Annotated in this window: 13 protein-coding genes and 1 riboswitch; of the genes, 8 read left to right on the forward strand and 5 right to left on the reverse strand. The window is 64.5% G+C overall.

The features are described 5' to 3' along the window. Nucleotides 1-57: 57 nt before the first annotated feature. Together tkt and D6Z43_RS18340 are read right to left on the reverse strand one after the other, a co-directional pair. A complete protein-coding gene (tkt, locus tag D6Z43_RS18335; protein ID WP_120653517.1) occupies nt 58-2,058 on the reverse strand; it encodes a transketolase in 2,001 nt (666 codons plus the stop codon). 104 nt (nt 2,059-2,162) lie between these two features. Next, entirely contained in the window at nt 2,163-3,296 is a 1,134-nt protein-coding gene (locus tag D6Z43_RS18340; RefSeq protein WP_120653518.1) for a TDT family transporter, read from the reverse strand. A gap of 111 nt (nt 3,297-3,407) precedes the next feature. Between D6Z43_RS18340 and D6Z43_RS18345 the strand changes: the two genes are divergently transcribed. The 4 genes from D6Z43_RS18345 (at nt 3,408) to ligB (ending at nt 8,420) form a co-directional block, all read left to right on the forward strand. Beyond that, on the forward strand, nt 3,408-4,289 hold the full coding sequence (locus D6Z43_RS18345) for a LysR family transcriptional regulator (protein WP_120653519.1): 882 nt from the start codon (nt 3,408-3,410) through the stop codon (nt 4,287-4,289). A 77-nt stretch (nt 4,290-4,366) separates the two neighbouring features. Further along, the gene (locus tag D6Z43_RS18350; RefSeq protein ID WP_120653520.1) at nt 4,367-5,368 is read left to right on the forward strand and encodes a metalloregulator ArsR/SmtB family transcription factor; all 1,002 of its coding nucleotides are present in this window, start codon (nt 4,367-4,369) and stop codon (nt 5,366-5,368) included. A gap of 19 nt (nt 5,369-5,387) precedes the next feature. Then, nucleotides 5,388-6,578: a methionine adenosyltransferase gene (gene metK / locus D6Z43_RS18355; protein WP_120653521.1), complete on the forward strand. Its 1,191-nt coding sequence runs from the start codon at nt 5,388-5,390 to the stop codon at nt 6,576-6,578. 171 nt (nt 6,579-6,749) lie between these two features. Then, nucleotides 6,750-8,420, forward strand: a complete 1,671-nt coding sequence (gene ligB, locus D6Z43_RS18360; protein ID WP_120653522.1) for an NAD-dependent DNA ligase LigB — start codon at nt 6,750-6,752, stop codon at nt 8,418-8,420. On the opposite strand, the gene D6Z43_RS18365 is transcribed toward ligB, so the two are convergent. The 3 genes from D6Z43_RS18365 to D6Z43_RS18375 all read right to left on the reverse strand — a co-directional run bounded on the left by D6Z43_RS18365 (nt 8,414) and on the right by D6Z43_RS18375 (nt 10,031). Further along, nucleotides 8,414-8,866, reverse strand: coding sequence for a cytochrome c (locus D6Z43_RS18365; protein ID WP_120653523.1), 453 nt, complete (start codon nt 8,864-8,866; stop codon nt 8,414-8,416). The two genes, ligB and D6Z43_RS18365, sit on opposite strands and share 7 nt — an antisense overlap. A 283-nt stretch (nt 8,867-9,149) precedes the next feature. Then, entirely contained in the window at nt 9,150-9,536 is a 387-nt protein-coding gene (locus D6Z43_RS18370; protein WP_120653524.1) for an MAPEG family protein, read from the reverse strand. A 105-nt stretch (nt 9,537-9,641) separates the two neighbouring features. Further along, nucleotides 9,642-10,031 (reverse strand): acyl-CoA thioesterase, encoded by a 390-nt coding sequence (locus tag D6Z43_RS18375; RefSeq protein WP_120653525.1) that lies wholly within the window; start codon nt 10,029-10,031, stop codon nt 9,642-9,644. 185 nt (nt 10,032-10,216) lie between these two features. After that, nucleotides 10,217-10,343, forward strand: a riboswitch (S-adenosyl-L-homocysteine riboswitch). Nucleotides 10,344-10,365: 22 nt separating this feature from the next. Here D6Z43_RS18375 and ahcY point away from each other — a divergent pair. From ahcY to D6Z43_RS18395, 4 genes are all read left to right on the forward strand, one after another. After that, the gene (gene ahcY / locus D6Z43_RS18380) at nt 10,366-11,775 is read left to right on the forward strand and encodes an adenosylhomocysteinase (protein ID WP_120653526.1); all 1,410 of its coding nucleotides are present in this window, start codon (nt 10,366-10,368) and stop codon (nt 11,773-11,775) included. A 94-nt stretch (nt 11,776-11,869) separates the two neighbouring features. After that, nucleotides 11,870-12,715: a methylenetetrahydrofolate reductase [NAD(P)H] gene (gene metF / locus D6Z43_RS18385; RefSeq protein WP_120653527.1), complete on the forward strand. Its 846-nt coding sequence runs from the start codon at nt 11,870-11,872 to the stop codon at nt 12,713-12,715. 384 nt (nt 12,716-13,099) lie between these two features. Beyond that, nucleotides 13,100-14,929 carry a DUF1302 domain-containing protein gene (locus D6Z43_RS18390; RefSeq protein ID WP_120653528.1) on the forward strand — a complete coding sequence of 610 codons (1,830 nt, stop codon included), beginning with the start codon at nt 13,100-13,102 and terminating at the stop codon, nt 14,927-14,929. A 23-nt stretch (nt 14,930-14,952) separates the two neighbouring features. Further along, nucleotides 14,953-16,314 carry a DUF1329 domain-containing protein gene (locus tag D6Z43_RS18395; RefSeq protein ID WP_120653529.1) on the forward strand — a complete coding sequence of 454 codons (1,362 nt, stop codon included), beginning with the start codon at nt 14,953-14,955 and terminating at the stop codon, nt 16,312-16,314. The last annotated feature ends 107 nt before the right edge of the window (nt 16,315-16,421 follow it).

Here is a 16,421-nt window from a genome sequence, read left to right on the forward strand (position 1 = left end):
GAGCGAGCCTGCTCGCGAAACAAACGCTTCGCGAGCAAGCTCGTTCCTATTAACGGGTCAGACGTCGAGCAGTTCTTCGGCGGTGGCGACGATGTTGTCGACGGTGAAACCGAAGTGTTCGAACAGTGCAGCGGCCGGCGCCGACTCACCGAAGGTGGTCATGCCGATCACGCGACCTTCCAGGCCGACGTACTTGTACCAGAAGTCCGCATGTGCAGCTTCGATGGCGATACGCGCGCCAACCTGTACCGGCAGCACGGCCTGCTTGTACGCGGCGTCCTGCTGGTCGAACAGGCTGGTGGACGGCATGGACACCACGCGCACCTTGCGACCGGCGGCGGTCAGAGCCTCGAAGGCCTGGACAGCCAGGCCCACTTCGGAGCCGGTGGCGATCAGGATCAGTTCCGGTTCGCCGTCGCTGTCCTTCAGCACATAGCCGCCACGGGCGATGTTCGCGACCTGGTCAGCGTCGCGAGCCTGGTGGGGCAGGTTCTGGCGGGAGAAGATCAGCGCGCTCGGGCCATCATTGCGCTCGATGGAGGACTTCCAGGCCACGGCGGATTCCACCGCGTCGGCCGGACGCCAGGTGTTCAGGTTCGGGGTGCAGCGCAGGCTGGCCAGTTGCTCCACCGGCTGGTGAGTCGGGCCGTCTTCGCCCAGGCCGATCGAGTCGTGGGTGTAGACGAACAGCACGCGCTTCTTCATCAGCGCAGCCATGCGCACGGCATTGCAGGCGTATTCCATGAACACCAGGAAGGTGGCGCCGTAGGGAATGAAACCGCCGTGCAGGGCGATGCCGTTCATGATGGCGCTCATGCCGAACTCGCGAACGCCGTAGAACAGGTAGTTGCCAGAGGCATCCTCGGCGGACACGCCCTTGCAGCCCTTCCACAGGGTCAGGTTGGAGCCGGCCAGGTCAGCCGAGCCGCCGAGGAATTCCGGCAGCAGCGGGCCAAAGGCATTCAGGGCGTTCTGGCTGGCCTTGCGGCTGGCGATGGTTTCGCCCTTGGCGGCCACCTCAGCGATATAGGCATCGGCCTTGGCGGAGAAGTCGGCCGGCAGCTGGCCCTTGATGCGGCGCTGGAATTCAGCGGCCAGTTCCGGATGGGCGGCGGCGTATGCCTTGAAGCGCTCGTTCCACTCAGCCTCGCGAGAGGCGCCGGCGGCCTTGGCGTCCCACTCGGCGTAGATGTCGGCCGGGACTTCGAAGGGCGCATGGTTCCAGCCCAGGGCGGCGCGGGTCAGGGCGATCTCGTCGTTGCCCAGCGGGGCACCGTGGCACTCTTCCTTGCCCTGCTTGTTCGGCGAGCCGAAGCCGATCACGGTCTTGCAGCAGATCAGGGTCGGACGGTCGCTGGACTTGCGCGCGGTCTCGATGGCGGTCTTGATCTCATCGGCGTCATGGCCGTCGACGTTGCGGATCACCTGCCAGCCGTAGGCTTCGAAGCGCTTCGGAGTGTCGTCGGTGAACCAGCCGTGGACTTCGCCATCGATGGAGATGCCGTTGTCATCGTAGAAGGCGACCAGCTTGCCCAGACCGAGTGTGCCGGCCAGTGCGCAAACTTCGTGGGAAATGCCTTCCATCATGCAGCCATCACCGAGGAACACATAGGTGTTGTGGTCGACGATGTTGTGGCCGTCACGGTTGAACTGGGCAGCCAGGGTCTTTTCGGCGATGGCGAAGCCAACAGCGTTGGCGATGCCCTGGCCCAGCGGACCGGTGGTGGTCTCGACGCCGGCGGTATAGCCGTATTCCGGGTGGCCCGGAGTGCGACTGCCGAGCTGGCGGAAGTTCTTCAGGTCTTCGATGGTGAGGTCGTAGCCGGTCAGGTGCAGCAGCGAGTAGTTCAGCATCGAGCCGTGGCCGTTGGACAGCACGAAGCGGTCACGGTTGGGCCATTCGGGGTTGTTCGGGTTGTGCTGCAGGTAATCCCGCCAGAGCACTTCGGCGATATCGGCCATCCCCATGGGGGCGCCGGGGTGGCCGCTGTTGGCTTTCTGCACAGCATCCATGCTTAGGGCACGAATGGCATTGGCACGCTCACGACGGCTGGGCATCGCTTATCTCCTGCAGGTCTGAATAGACGGCTAATCGAAAAAAGGCCGCTATTTTCGCCCAGCCGGCAGGTCGCGGGCAATCACAGATGGTCGCTGTTCACCGGTCAGTTGCGCGAAAGTCCTCCCGCAGCCGCAAGGCAGGGCGCCTGGAACAGCTCTCCGTGCCAGAGTCCGGCCAGTGTCCGCGCCATCACTTGCAGCCAGATCAGCGCCAATCCGAGCGCCAGCGCCGCGCCAATCGGCCCGAAGAAGTCCATGCCGGTGCGCCGCTGGAGTTCAAAGGTGGCCAGGGTGAACACCGCCAGGGGGAAGGTGAAGCCCCACCAGCCCAGGTTGAATCGCATGTCCTGGCGCAGGTGGCGACGGGTGCAGAACAGCGCCATCACCAGCCACCAGAGCGCGGCGCCCCACAGCAGCAGGCTACCCAGCAGGCCAAGATCACGAGCGAGTTCCGCCACGCCCGCCAGTGGCGTGTCGGCAAAGGCAGCGGGCATGGCCTTGCCCAGGCTCAACAGCCCGAGGCAGCCAGTGGCCAGCGGCCCGACTGGCAGCCAACTGGTGGCGGCGAATTCGCTGCCCGGCAGCTTGTGCAGGGCCAGGCGCAGCAGCACCAGGGTGATCAGCGAGAACGCCAGGCTAAGGGACACGCCCCATAGCAGGTAGCCGACCACCAGCATCTGCCGCGCTGCTTCCGGAGCAAGATGCGGCGCCAGCACCCCGGCTGCGGCGGCGGCCACTTCCGGCGCGACGATGGGCAGCAGCCAGACTGCAGTGAGCTTCTCCAGGGCGTGATCCTGGCGGGTGAACATCAGGTAAGGCACCAGCAAGGCTGCGCCCAGGGCCAGCACCACATCCAGCCACCAGAGGCCATGGGCAAGGGCGATCACCTGGGAGCCCCAGTGCGGCGCGCCAAACAGCACCAGGCCATTGATCAAGGTCGCCAACCCCATGGGGATGGCGCCGAGGAACATCGACTGCACCGGGTGCAACAGCATGGGCCGCACGGTGTCGCGGAACAGCAGGACGCGGGCAAGGAACAGCAGGGCGAAGCCGCCAAAGAGCACGGCGTTGAACAACCACAGGCCTTCCGCAAGCTGCGCCTCGATCGCCCCGCCCCAAGGCAGTGCCGCCACCACCAATGCCAGCGCGCCAGTACCCATGGTCATGGCAAACCAGCTGGGCGTGAACTGACGAACGAAGGCGAAGGGTTCGGCAAGACGGGTGAAGGGGCGAGGCATCGCGGACTCCGGTCGGGTGATCCCGTGGCGGGATGAATGTCGGAGCCAGAGTAGGGAGCGCTGTGCTATATGAAAAATACATATTCAGCATCTTTGGCATGCCTTTCATCTATGAATCTTCATCACCTCAAGGTCTTTCTCGCGGTCGCCGAGAGCGGCAGCGTCAGCGCCGGTGCAGCACGCCTATTCATCAGCCAGCCGGCGGTGACACGGGAAATCCGTGACCTGGAAGCCAGCATCGGCCTGCCACTGTTCGATCGACGCCCGCGCGGAGTGAGTCTGACCGAAGGCGGCCAGCGGCTGCTGCATTACGCCCAGCGCATCTTCGCCCTGGAGGAAGCAGCCGAGCGCGACCTGCGCGGTTTCGCCAGCCTGGACGATGGCGAACTGCGCCTGGGGGCCAGCGCCACCCTGGGCAGCTACCTGCTGCCGGAGTTGATCGAGGGCTTCCACCGACTGCACCCCTGCGTGGCGATCGACCTGTCCGTGAGCAATACCCGCGAGGTGGCCGCGCAACTGGAGGACGGCAGCATCAGCCTGGGATTCGTGGAAGGCGCCTTCGATGAGCAGGCCTTCGCCAGCCACCTGCTGGACCGTGACCGCCTGCTCCCGGTTGCCGGACCGGCGCACCCATTGGCCGGGCGCAGTGGACTCGACGCACGGGAGCTCGCCGGTCAGCCCCACTACCTGCGCGAGGAAGGCTCAGCCACCCGCGCCAGCGTCGAGCAGGCCTACCGCGAGCGCGGCATAGAAGTGCGCGCGCGCATGTCCATCGGCAGCACGGAAGCGCTCAAGCGGCTGGTGCAGGATGGCCGTGGCATTGCCTGGCTCTCGCCGCACATGGTTCGCGAGGAACTGGCCAGCGGCCGTCTGGTACGCCTGGAGGTAGCGGACCTGCGTATCGAGCGCTCTTTGCATGCCATCTGGCGGCCGAAGCAGAACCTGAGCCCCGCCCCGGCCGCTTTCCTCGATCTGGTGCGAAAAGCCGACTAACCGTCGATCACCCAATATCAAAACTTTTTGATATTGGCATTGCGACGACCGGGACCGGGGGCTAGACTGCGCCACCTATGAGCCTGCGCGTACCCCAGATCCGTCATGACGACAGCGACGAGCTGGCCGCCCTGTGCAAGGCCGGCGGTGATCCGCTGCGCCTGAACGTGCTGCGGGTGCTGGCCAACGACTCGTTCGGAGTGCTGGAGCTGGCGCAGATTTTCGCCACCGGCCAATCCGGCATGAGCCACCACCTCAAGGTGCTGTCCCAGGCAGGCCTGGTGGCCACCCGGCGCGAAGGCAACGCGATCTTCTATCGCCGCGCCCTGGCGCAGAACGAGCGGATCGGCGGCATGTTGCACGCGGCCCTGCTGGCCGAAGTGGACGAGCTGGAGCTACCGACAGACATCGCCGGGCGCATCACCGAAGTGCATGCCCAGCGCGAAGCGGTCAGCCGCGACTTCTTCGCCCGTGCGGCGGAAAAATTCCAGGCGCAGCAAGACCTCATCGCAGGATTGCCGCAATACCGTGACAGCGTGCTGGCATTGCTTGACGCACTGGGTTTCGAATCCGGCTCCACCGCCCTGGAAGTCGGCCCCGGCGACGGCGGTTTCCTGCCGGATCTGGCACGGCGATTCAGCCAGGTCACGGCGCTGGACAACAGCCCGGCCATGCTGGAACTGGCGCGCATGCGCTGTAACGAAGAAGGCCTCGGTAACGTAGAACTGCGACTGACCGATGCCCTGAATGACGAGCAGGCGGCCGCCGACTGCGTGGTGCTGAACATGGTCCTGCACCATTTCGCGGCGCCGGCCGATGCGATGAAACAATTGGCCCAGCGAGTGCAGCCTGGCGGCGCGCTGCTGGTGACCGAGTTGTGCAGCCACAACCAGAGTTGGGCCAGGGAGGCCTGCGGCGATCTATGGTTGGGCTTCGAACAGGACGACCTGGCCCGTTGGGCCAATGCCGCGGGGCTCACGCCCGGCGAGAGCCTCTACATTGGCTTGCGAAACGGCTTTCAGATTCAGGTGCGGCACTTCGCCAAACCGGATTCACGAAGCGAACTCACCCACCGGTAACGAATAGGAAAACCGATAGATGAGCGAATACTCCCTGTTTACCTCCGAATCCGTGTCCGAAGGCCATCCGGACAAGATCGCCGACCAGATTTCCGATGCCGTCCTCGACGCCATCATCGCCCAGGACAAGCACGCTCGCGTTGCCTGCGAAACCCTGGTCAAGACTGGCGTTGCGATCATCGCCGGTGAAGTCACCACCTCCGCCTGGGTCGACCTGGAAGAGCTGGTGCGCAAGGTCATCATCGACATCGGCTACGACAGCTCCGACGTCGGCTTCGACGGTGCCACCTGCGGCATCCTGAACATCATTGGCAAGCAGTCCCCCGACATCAACCAAGGTGTTGACCGCTCCAAGCCGGAAGACCAGGGCGCCGGTGACCAGGGCCTGATGTTCGGCTACGCCAGCAACGAAACCGACGTGCTGATGCCTGCCCCGATCTGCTTCTCCCACCGCCTGGTGGAGCGTCAGGCCGAAGCGCGCAAGTCCGGCCTGCTGCCGTGGCTGCGTCCGGACGCCAAGAGCCAGGTCACCTGCCGCTACGAAGGCGGCAAGGTCGTCGGGATCGACGCCATCGTGCTGTCGACCCAGCACAACCCCGACGTGAAGTACTCCGACCTGCGCGAAGGCGTGATGGAGCTGATCGTCAAGCACGTGCTGCCGGCCGAGCTGCTGCACAAGGACACCCAGTTCCACATCAACCCGACCGGCAACTTCGTGATCGGCGGCCCGGTGGGCGACTGCGGCCTGACCGGTCGCAAGATCATCGTCGACTCCTACGGCGGCATGGCCCGTCACGGTGGCGGCGCATTCTCCGGCAAGGACCCGTCCAAGGTTGACCGTTCGGCTGCCTACGCCGGCCGTTACGTGGCCAAGAACATCGTCGCCGCCGGTCTGGCCGAGCGTTGCGAGATCCAGGTGTCCTACGCCATCGGCGTGGCCCTGCCGACCTCCATCTCGATCAACACCTTCGGCACCGGCAAGATCAGCGACGAGAAGATCGTCCAGCTGGTTCGCGAGCACTTCGACCTGCGTCCGTACGCGATCACCAAGATGCTCGACCTGCTGCACCCGATGTATCAGCCGACCGCGGCCTACGGCCACTTCGGTCGCAATCCCTATGAAATGACCTACGGCGAAGACACCTTCACCGCGTTCACCTGGGAGAAGACCGACAAGGCCGAAGCCCTGCGCATCGCCGCCGGCGTCTAAGCCCTGACCGATCTGCAGAAAGCCCCGCCTCGTGCGGGGCTTTTTGTTGGGCAACCGGGGCGATCCCGAATGCCCACAACCAACCACGCCCGAACGGACAAGCGATTCAGCGCCTGCTGACAAATCCCGCTCCTAGACTGGCCGCCTTCCCGATGAGCAAGGAGGCTCGCCATGAAACCCTGGACATCCCTTCTCTTCTTCCTTCCCGGCCTCGCCCTGGCCGACGCCTGCCCTGATTGGCAAAGCGACCGCGCCAAAGCCGAACTTGTATCCCTCGCAAACCGAATCGCCGACTGGGATTTCGCCTATCACAGCGAGGGCCGCGCGACGGTGGACGACGAACTCTACGACCAGGCCCGTACGCGACTCGCCCTCCTGCGTGACTGCTTTCCCGATGCAGCATCGCCAGTACGCGATCCCCTTGCGGGCAACCCCGGCAAGACCCTCCATCCGGTTGCTCAGACGGGCCTAGACAAGTTGCGGGACATCGACGACCTGCGCCGTTGGATGGGCCAACGCCGTGACCTCTGGGTCCAGCCCAAGGTGGATGGCGTAGCCGTCACCCTGGTCTATCGCGAAGGCCGCCTGGTCCGGGCCATCAGCCGGGGCGACGGCAGCCAGGGGCAGGACTGGACGCATCAGGCCAGGCGCATTGCCGCCGTTCCCGAGCGTCTGGCCGGCATCGACGACGCCATACTCCAGGGTGAGCTGTACTGGCGGCTGGAAGGCCATGTACAGGCACAACGCGGGGGCCAGGGTGCACGCGGCAAAGTAGCCGGATTGCTCAATCGACGGGCGCTGGCCAAGCACGATGCCCGCGGCATTGGTTTCTTCGCCTGGGACTGGCCGGACGGGCCGGCGCAGATGGAAAAGCGCCTGCAAGGCCTTCAGGCCATGGGTTTCGCCGATGCCGTGGCGCTGAGCCGTCCCGTCGCAAGCGCCGAAGAAATCGCTGCCTGGCGCGAACGCTGGTACCGCTCGCCACTGCCGTTTGCCAGTGACGGCATCGTCATTCGCCAGGGTACGCGGCCCGCGGCAGGTAGTTGGAGGCCGCAACCGCCGAACTGGGCCGTGGCCTGGAAGTACCCGTTCGCCAAGGCCTTGGCGGAGGTGCGTTCAGTGGCGTTCAAGGTGGGGCGCACCGGTCGGGTCACGCCGCTGCTGAAACTGTCGCCGGTCGAACTGGATGGCCGGCGCATACAACGCGTCGGCCTTGGCTCGCTCAGGCGTTGGCATGAACTGGATATCCGCCCCGGCGACCAGGTCGCCATTGCACTGGCCGGTCTCACCATTCCACGGCTTGAATCCGTGGTTTTGCGTGCTACCGAACGGCCCTTGGTGGAGGCGCCTTCGCCCAGCCGTTATCACGCCCTCAGCTGCTTTCGCCCGGAACCCGGTTGCCAGGAGCAGTTCCTTTCACGCCTTGAGTGGCTGGGTGGCCCCAAGGGCCTGGCGCTGGAAGGGCTGGGACGCGGAACCTGGGCGCGTTTGGAACTGAATGGCCTGTTGGGCTGGTTGGATCTGGACGCCGCCGCATTGGCGGCTAGGCCGGGCATCGGCGCGACGCGCGCGACCGCCCTGGCGGAAATTTTCCAGCAAGCCCGTGGGCGGCCTTTCAGGCAATGGCTGCGCGCGCTGGGGGTACCGCCCGCAGGCGCGAAGGAGCCGCAGGGGGACTGGAAGGCGCTGGCGGGCAGGACAGCCGCGCAATGGCAAAAACTGGCGGGCGTCGGGTCGGGCAAGGCCAGACAACTGGTGGCCTTCTTCCAGCACCGCGAGGTACTCGCGCTGGCGGACCACCTTGAGGTCACCGGGGTAGATGGATTTTCCGCGCCTCAGTAGGCGCGGAACTCCTTGTGACAGGCCTCGCAGCTGTCTTCTACCTTCTGCACCAGCGGCGCAACGCCCTGGGCGGTAACCGGACGGGCCTGGGCGGCGCTGGCAAGCTGGCCTGTGCTGGCCTCGAGCTCACGCACCAGTTCCTTGAAACGCTCCTGGCGCTGCCAGACCTCGTCACGAGCAGCGCTGTCCGCGTCGCCTTCCTGAACCTGCGGGAAGTGCTGCCAGGGCTCGCGGGACAGTTGGTCGAGCTTGGCCGCCCCAGTGGCGAAGCGCTGCTCGTCGAAGCTGATACGGCCGCGCAGCATGCCGCCGAGATCCTCGCTGGTGCGCAGCATCTCCTTGAAGATCGCCTGGCGCTTGCCCAGCGGCGAATTGGGGTCCACGCCACCGCAGGCGGCAAGGCCCAGGCAGGCGGCAGCAAGGATCAGAAGCTTCATGGCTTTCATCGACAGGATCACGGGTAGGACTGGAGGCGGGCGACAGTATCCCCACCTGTCCGGCAAATACCAAGCCTGGCGACAGTTTGTCGCAGAACATGGAATTGGAGATCCGCGCCGTAGCGACGCGCTTCTCCAGCCACAATCAGGTCGTTCGCAGCCAAGGAGAAAACCGATGAAGCGACACCTTTCCCGCCCGCTCGCCCTGATCGCCAAACGCCAGGCCAAGCTGGAGGAGGTGCCAGCCGAGCTGGCCGCCGCGCAAGAGGCCTGGGACCGCTGACCGCGGGGATCAGACGGAAACGACGAACACTGCCGCGATCAAGCTCATGCCGGCGAACCACACCACGGAACGCAACGCAGCCCAGTCGGCCAGGTAGCAGATGAAATACAGCACGCGGCTGGCGATGAAGGCGACAGCGAGCATATCCAGAGTGTCCTGGCTGGCGGTGCCGGCCAGGTGGCCGATGATCACCGCCGCAACGAACGCCGGAGTGACTTCGAAGGCATTGAGCTGCGCGTTGTGGGCGCGCTTGCGCCAGCCATCGAGACTGGCGAGAAACGAGCGCGGATCGTGGTTCTGGCGGAAACCGAAATCACCCCCGGTGAACTTGGCCGCGGCGGTGGACAGGTAGGGCAGGAACAGCGCGATCAGTACGCACCAGTAGGCAAGGGTCATGGCAGCTCCGTGAGGGTCGGGTCAGGCGGCGAGCCTGCCCTCCCCTTTCACACACAGCCATGGCCGGCCGTTCGCAATGATCGGCACCTCGGCCAATGGCGCGGCCTATTCCTTGAACTGGTCCTTGATGTAGGTGATCTCCCGCTTGCCATGGGGCGCCGGCAAGCCATCTTCGCCAATGTTGACGAAGACCATCTTGTCGATGGTCAGGATGCTCTTGCGGGTGATCTTGTTACGCACTTCGCAACACAGGGTGATCGAGGTGCGGCCGAACTCGGTGGCGGTGATGCCCAGCTCGATGATGTCGCTCTGGCGCGCCGAGCTGACGAAGTTGATCTCGGAGATGAACTTGGTGACCACGCGCTGGTTGCCGAGCTGGATGATGGCGTAGATGGCCGCTTCCTCATCGATCCACTTCAGCAGGCTGCCGCCGAACAGCGTGCCGTTGGGGTTGAGGTCTTCGGGCTTGATCCATTTACGCGTATGGAAGTTCATGCAACGTCCTCCTTGTGTGGGATGGAATGGATCATGAACGGCCATCCACCGCTTGTCGCGGCAAGGCTTTCAATGGCTGCGATAGGTGCTCGTCGGGGCGACGGAAAGCCTTGGGCTTGCCCGCCAGCGTCGCTATAATCCGCAGGTTTTCCAAACGACCGGCACAGCCCGGTCGTTCCCGCCTCCCTTCCGAGGGGCGCTGCAGCAAGTGGTGCCTGTTTCGAATCAGGCTCCGCCTGTCAGGCTCGGAAGGGGCGTAGACCCGGTCGGCAACCCGCTGATCGACAAACGCATCAACGGCGCCCATTCGCACACTACGAATGGAGACTCACGCATGAGCGCTGTCATGACGCCTGCCGATTTCAACGACTTCAAGGTCGCCGACATTTCCCTGGCCGCCTGGGGCCGCCGCGAGCTGATCATCGCCGAATCCGAAATGCCCGCCCTGATGGCCCTGCGCCGCAAGTACGCCGGCCAGCAGCCCCTGAAAGGCGCGAAGATCCTCGGCTGCATCCATATGACCATCCAGACCGGCGTGCTGATCGAGACCCTGACCGCCCTGGGCGCCGAAGTGCGCTGGTCGTCCTGCAACATCTTCTCTACCCAGGACCAGGCCGCTGCCGCCATCGCCGCCGCCGGTATCCCGGTCTTCGCCTGGAAGGGCGAGACCGAGCAAGAGTACGAGTGGTGCATCGAGCAGACCATCCTCAAGGACGGCCAGCCGTGGGACGCCAACATGGTGCTGGACGACGGCGGTGACCTGACCGAGATCCTGCACAAGAAATACCCGCAGATGCTGGAGAAGATCCACGGCATCACCGAAGAAACCACCACTGGCGTGCACCGTCTGCTCGACATGCTCAAGGCCGGCACCCTGAAAGTCCCGGCGATCAACGTCAACGACTCGGTGACCAAGAGCAAGAACGACAACAAGTACGGCTGCCGCCACAGCCTGAACGACGCCATCAAGCGCGGCACCGACCACCTGCTGTCGGGCAAGCAGGCACTGGTGATCGGCTACGGCGACGTGGGCAAGGGCTCGGCCCAGTCCCTGCGCCAGGAAGGCATGATCGTGAAGGTTTCCGAGGTCGACCCGATCTGCGCCATGCAGGCCTGCATGGACGGCTTCGAAGTCGTTTCCCCGTACAAGAACGGCCTGAACGACGGCACCGAAGCCAGCGTCGACGCCGCGCTGCTGGGCAAGATCGACCTGATCGTGACCACCACCGGCAACGTCAACGTGTGTGACGCCAACATGCTCAAGGCCCTGAAGAAGCGCGCTGTGGTCTGCAACATCGGCCACTTCGACAACGAAATCGACACCGCCTTCATGCGCAAGAACTGGGCCTGGGAAGAAGTGAAACCCCAGGTGCACAAGATCCACCGCACCGGCAATGACGGCTTCGACCCGCTGAACGAGGACTATCTGATCCTGCTGGCCGAAGGCCGCCTGGTTAACCTGGGCAACGCCACCGGCCACCCGAGCCGGATCATGGACGGTTCCTTCGCCAACCAGGTGCTGGCGCAGATCCACCTCTTCGAGCAGAAGTTCGCCAACCTCTCGGCTGACCAGAAGGCCCAGCGCCTGACCGTGGAAGTGCTGCCGAAGAAGCTGGACGAAGAAGTGGCCCTGGAAATGGTCAAGGGCTTCGGCGGCGTGGTCACCCAGCTGACCCGCCAGCAGGCCGACTACATTGGCGTGACCGTGGAAGGCCCCTTCAAGCCGGACACCTACCGCTACTGATGGTCCGGGTGGACGGGCCCGTCCCGTTCACCCCCGTTTTCAGCCTGGCGGAGGGTAAGCCCTCCGTCTCTAGCTCCCGAGCCTGGAAAGACCCATGTCCCAAGAACGCCGTTACAGCTTCGAGTTCTTCCCCGCCAAGACCGAAGCCGGGCACGAAAAACTGATGGCCACCGCCCGCACACTGGCCAACTACCAGCCGGATTTCTTCTCCTGCACCTATGGTGCCGGCGGCTCCACCCGCGACCGTACCCTGCAGACCGTGCTGCAGCTGGACGGCGAGGTGAAGGTGCCTACCGCCCCGCACCTGTCTTGCGTCGGCGACAGCAAGGCCGAACTTCGTGCCCTGCTGGCCCACTACAAGGACGCCGGTATCCAGCGCATCGTCGCCCTGCGCGGCGACCTGCCATCGGGCATGGGCATGGCCAGCGGCGAGCTGCGCTTTGCCAACGAACTGGTGGAGTTCATCCGTGCGGAAACCGGTGACCACTTCCATATCGAAGTCGCCGCCTACCCGGAAGTCCACCCCCAGGCGCGCAGCTACGAGGCCGATCTCGCCAACTTCGTGCGCAAGGTCAAGGCCGGCGCCAGCAGCGCGATCACCCAGTACTTCTTCAACGCCGACAGCTACTTCTACTTCGTCGAACGTGCTCGCAAGCTGGGTGTGGATATCCCGGTGGTACCGGGCATCATGCCGATCACCAACTACAGCAAGCTGGCCCGCTTCTCCGACGCCTGCGGCGCGGAAATCCCGCGCTGGATCCGCAAGCAACTGGAGGCTTATGCCGATGACGTGCAGAGCATCCAGTCCTTCGGCGAGCAGGTGATCACCGAGATGTGCGAACAGCTCCTCCAGGGCGGCGCCCCTGGCCTGCACTTCTACACCCTGAACCAGGCTGAACCGAGCCTGGCGGTCTGGAAGAACCTCAACCTGCCGCGTTGAGTTCTGCGTAGAAGACAAGAAGGCCGGGCACTGTCCCGGCCTTTTTATTTATGTACAAGCGATTTGAATCGCGAATGAATTCGCTCCCACAATCGGTGCCGGTTTCGCCAGTACGCCGCATCACCCTCACATCCTGCTTATCGGGATAACCCCCGGTTATTTGCGGCCAGCGCCCACCAGATCGGTGTTTCCGGGTTTCTGCTCCCTCCCCGTCGCTTCCCGCACGTCCACCATCCTCACCTTTGGCTATGGGCATAAGGATTATTCAGAGGTCAGGACGCCACCGCCTTACCTAGGATGCCCCCGCACCTGTCATCAGGCTGCAAAGAAGCGTGTGCCCGGCGGGTCTTTCCGCGGGCCTTCTTTGACCAGGCGGAGAGCATCATGAAAAGAACAACAAAAGGCGCGGGGACCATGTATCCCAGCGTTCTGGCCCTGGCTGTAGCACTCTCGAGCGCGCAACCTGCACAAGCCGCCAGTTTCAATATCGGGGAAATCGAGGGACGTTTCGACTCGTCGCTGTCCATCGGCGCCAGCTGGGCGATGGACGAGGCCGACGCTGCCTTCATCGGCAAGGCCAACGGTGGAACCGCGTCGACCCGCACCAGCGACGACGGACGACTGAATTTCAAGAAGGGCGAAACCTTCTCGAAGATCTTCAAGGGCATCCATGACCTCGAACTCAAGTACGGCGACACCGGCGTCTTCCTGCGCGGCAAGTACTGGTACGACTTCGAGCTGAAGGATGAGCACCGCCCGCTCTACGACATAGACGACAGCGGCCGCGACAACGCGGCCAAATCATCCGGCACCCAGCTGCTGGACGCCTTCGTCTACCACAACTACCTGATCGATGACCTGCCGGGCAGCGTGCGTGCCGGCAAACAGGTGGTGAGCTGGGGCGAAAGCACCTTCATCGGCAACGGTATCAACGCCATCAACCCCACCGACGTTGCCTCGTTCCGTCGACCGGGCTCGGAGATCAAGGAAGGCCTGATCCCGGTGAACATGCTCTACGCCACCCAGGGCCTGACCGAGAACCTCTCGGTGGAAGGCTTCTACCAACTGGAGTGGGACAAGACCGTTCTGGACAACTGCGGCACCTTCTTCGGCAGCGACACCGCGCCCCAGGGTTGCAACCTCGGCATGACCACTTTCGGCACCGACTTCGATCGTGACCCTGCACGCTATGGCTGGGTACCGCGCGAGGCCGACGACGACGCCCGCGACGGCGGCCAGTTTGGCGTGGCCCTGCGCTGGCTGGTACCGGAGCTGAACGACACCGAGTTCGGCTTCTACGCGCTCAACTACCACAGCCGCACCCCGGAGAGCGTGTGGACCGTGGGCCGCCCCAGCCTGGCCGCCATCAACGGCGCGCCAGGCCCGGCGACTGCACGCTACCACCTGGCCTACCCCGAAGACATCCGCCTCTACGGCATCAGCTTCGCCACCACCACCCCGGATGGCACCGCGTTGTCAGGCGAGATCAGCCACCGGCCGAACATGCCGCTGGCGCTCAATGGCACCGATGTTTCCACCGCGGCCAGCGTTGGCCAACTGACGGACCTGCTGCGCCTCAAGGGCCTGGCAATCTTCGATACCGACTGGGCCGACACGGCGCCCGGCAGCCCGGTGCAGGGCTACAAGCGCATGCCCTTCACCCAGGCCCAGGTCACGGCGATACACAGCTTCGACCAGGTGCTGGCCGCGGACCGCCTGAACATCGTCGGCGAGGTGGGCTTCAGCCATATCGGCGACCTCGGCTCCACCGACGGTACCGACCTGCGCTTCGGCCGCAGCAGCGTCTACGGCATGGGCTCGCTGGCGGGGGCCGGCACCGCGACCATCCCCGGTGTGGGCACGCTGCGCGGCAACCAGCTGTGCACCCGCCTGCTTAACACCGCTAACCCCGACCAATGCACCGACAAGGGTTTCTATACCCAGAACTCCTGGGGTTACCGCCTGCGCGCGCAACTGGAGTTCAACGACGCCATCGCCGGTGTGAACCTAAAGCCCAACCTGGCCTTCGCCCATGACGTCGAGGGCTACGGCCCGTCCTTCACCGAAGGCAACAAGTCGGTGAGCGTCGGCCTCGACGCCGACTACCTGTCCACCTACACCGCCAGCCTGAGTTACACCGACTACTTCGGCGGCGACTTCAACACCAACACCGACCGCGACTTCCTCGCCTTCAGCGTCGGCGCGAGCTTCTGAGGCCCCTGCACATGAGATTGAACATGATCGATTCACGACTCCTGCGCGCCGGCTGCATCGGCCTCGGCCTGATCGCCACCCAGGCATTGGCCGCAGTGCCGGTCGACCAGGTCACGCGCCTCGGCGCCGACCTCACGCCCATAGGCGCGGAGAAGGCCGGCAATGCCGATGGCAGCATCCCGGCCTGGACCGGTGGCCTGGCCAAGGACGCCGGCACCCGCGATGCCGATGGTTTCCTTTCCGACCCGTATGCCGCCGACCAGCCGCTGTTCACCATCACTGCGCAGAACGCCGAGCAGTACAAGGACAAGCTGACCCCAGGCCAGTTGGCCTTGTTCAAGCGCTACCCGGACAGCTACCGGATTCCGGTGTACCCGACCCGTCGCTCCATCAGCCTGCCCCAGGGCTACCTGGACGCCAGCCGCGAGAATGCCACCCACACCCAGCTGGCGGAAAACGGCAACGGCCTGCAGAACTACAAAAGCGGCGGCCTGCCCTTCGCCATCCCGAAGGACGGCCTGGAGGTGATCTGGAACCATATCGGCCGCTACCGGGGGCTGTCCCTGCAGCGCCAGGTGGTGCAGGCCTCGCCCCAGGCCAATGGCGCCTACACGCCGAGCCTGGTCAAGCAGCAGTTGGCCTACCCGGTGGGCCTCTCCGATTACTCGCCCACGGAGATGGAGAACATCCTCTACTTCTACCGCGAGGAATTCCTCTCTCCGGCGCGCTTGGCCGGCGGTGTGCTGCTGATCCACGAGACCATCAACCAGGTCAAGGAACCGCGCATGGCCTGGCAGTACAACGCCGGCCAGCGCCGCGTGCGTCGCGCGCCGCAGATCGCCTACGACAGCCCCGGCGCCGAAGGCATGCGTACCCTGGACGACTTCGACATGTTCAATGGCGCGCCGGATCGCTTCGACTGGAAGCTGGTGGGCAAGCAGGAGCTGTACATCCCCTACAACGCCTACAAGCTGGGTTCGCCCAAGCTGAAGTACAGCGACATCATCAAGCCCGGCCACCTCAATCCTGAGCACACTCGCTATGAGCTGCACCGTGTCTGGCATGTGACCGCGACCCTGAAGCCGGGCCAGCGCCACATCTATTCGCGACGCGATCTCTTTATCGACGAAGACAGCTGGCAAGCCGCCGAAGCAGACGCCTACGACGGTCGCGGCAACTTGTGGCGCGTTTCCGAAGGTCATACCAGCTTCTTCTATGACCAGCAGATGCCCCTGTTCAACGCCGAGACCCACTACGACGTGCAGTCTGGTCGCTACGCGGTGAATGCTCTCTACAACGAAGAGAAGAACGCCTACCAGTTCGGCATCAACTACAGCCGCAAGCAGTTCACTCCCAACGCCCTGCGCGCCACGGGTATCCGCTGATTTGCATCGTGCTCCACCTTGGCGGCCCTCGGGCCGCCTTTTTCTTGACCGGATCGGGCCATGGGCACCTTGTAGGGGCGATTTCAATCGCCAGGCAGGCCGAAGGT

This window comes from Pseudomonas sp. DY-1 (assembly GCF_003626975.1).
Classification (GTDB): Bacteria; Pseudomonadota; Gammaproteobacteria; order Pseudomonadales; family Pseudomonadaceae; genus Metapseudomonas.

Excerpts from the sequence above, each read along its gene's own strand:
- D6Z43_RS18395 (WP_120653529.1), top strand. The coding sequence starts at position 14,953 with ATGATCGATTCACGACTCCTGCGCGCCGGCTGCATCGGCCTCGGCCTG.
- ahcY (WP_120653526.1), top strand. The coding sequence starts at position 10,366 with ATGAGCGCTGTCATGACGCCTGCCGATTTCAACGACTTCAAGGTCGCC.
- D6Z43_RS18375 (WP_120653525.1), bottom strand. The coding sequence starts at position 10,031 with ATGAACTTCCATACGCGTAAATGGATCAAGCCCGAAGACCTCAACCCC.
- D6Z43_RS18365 (WP_120653523.1), bottom strand. The coding sequence starts at position 8,866 with ATGAAAGCCATGAAGCTTCTGATCCTTGCTGCCGCCTGCCTGGGCCTT.
- D6Z43_RS18350 (WP_120653520.1), top strand. The coding sequence starts at position 4,367 with ATGAGCCTGCGCGTACCCCAGATCCGTCATGACGACAGCGACGAGCTG.
- D6Z43_RS18345 (WP_120653519.1), top strand. The coding sequence starts at position 3,408 with ATGAATCTTCATCACCTCAAGGTCTTTCTCGCGGTCGCCGAGAGCGGC.
- metK (WP_120653521.1), top strand. The coding sequence starts at position 5,388 with ATGAGCGAATACTCCCTGTTTACCTCCGAATCCGTGTCCGAAGGCCAT.
- D6Z43_RS18340 (WP_120653518.1), bottom strand. The coding sequence starts at position 3,296 with ATGCCTCGCCCCTTCACCCGTCTTGCCGAACCCTTCGCCTTCGTTCGT.
- D6Z43_RS18390 (WP_120653528.1), top strand. The coding sequence starts at position 13,100 with ATGAAAAGAACAACAAAAGGCGCGGGGACCATGTATCCCAGCGTTCTG.
- metF (WP_120653527.1), top strand. The coding sequence starts at position 11,870 with ATGTCCCAAGAACGCCGTTACAGCTTCGAGTTCTTCCCCGCCAAGACC.
- ligB (WP_120653522.1), top strand. The coding sequence starts at position 6,750 with ATGAAACCCTGGACATCCCTTCTCTTCTTCCTTCCCGGCCTCGCCCTG.
- tkt (WP_120653517.1), bottom strand. The coding sequence starts at position 2,058 with ATGCCCAGCCGTCGTGAGCGTGCCAATGCCATTCGTGCCCTAAGCATG.
- D6Z43_RS18370 (WP_120653524.1), bottom strand. The coding sequence starts at position 9,536 with ATGACCCTTGCCTACTGGTGCGTACTGATCGCGCTGTTCCTGCCCTAC.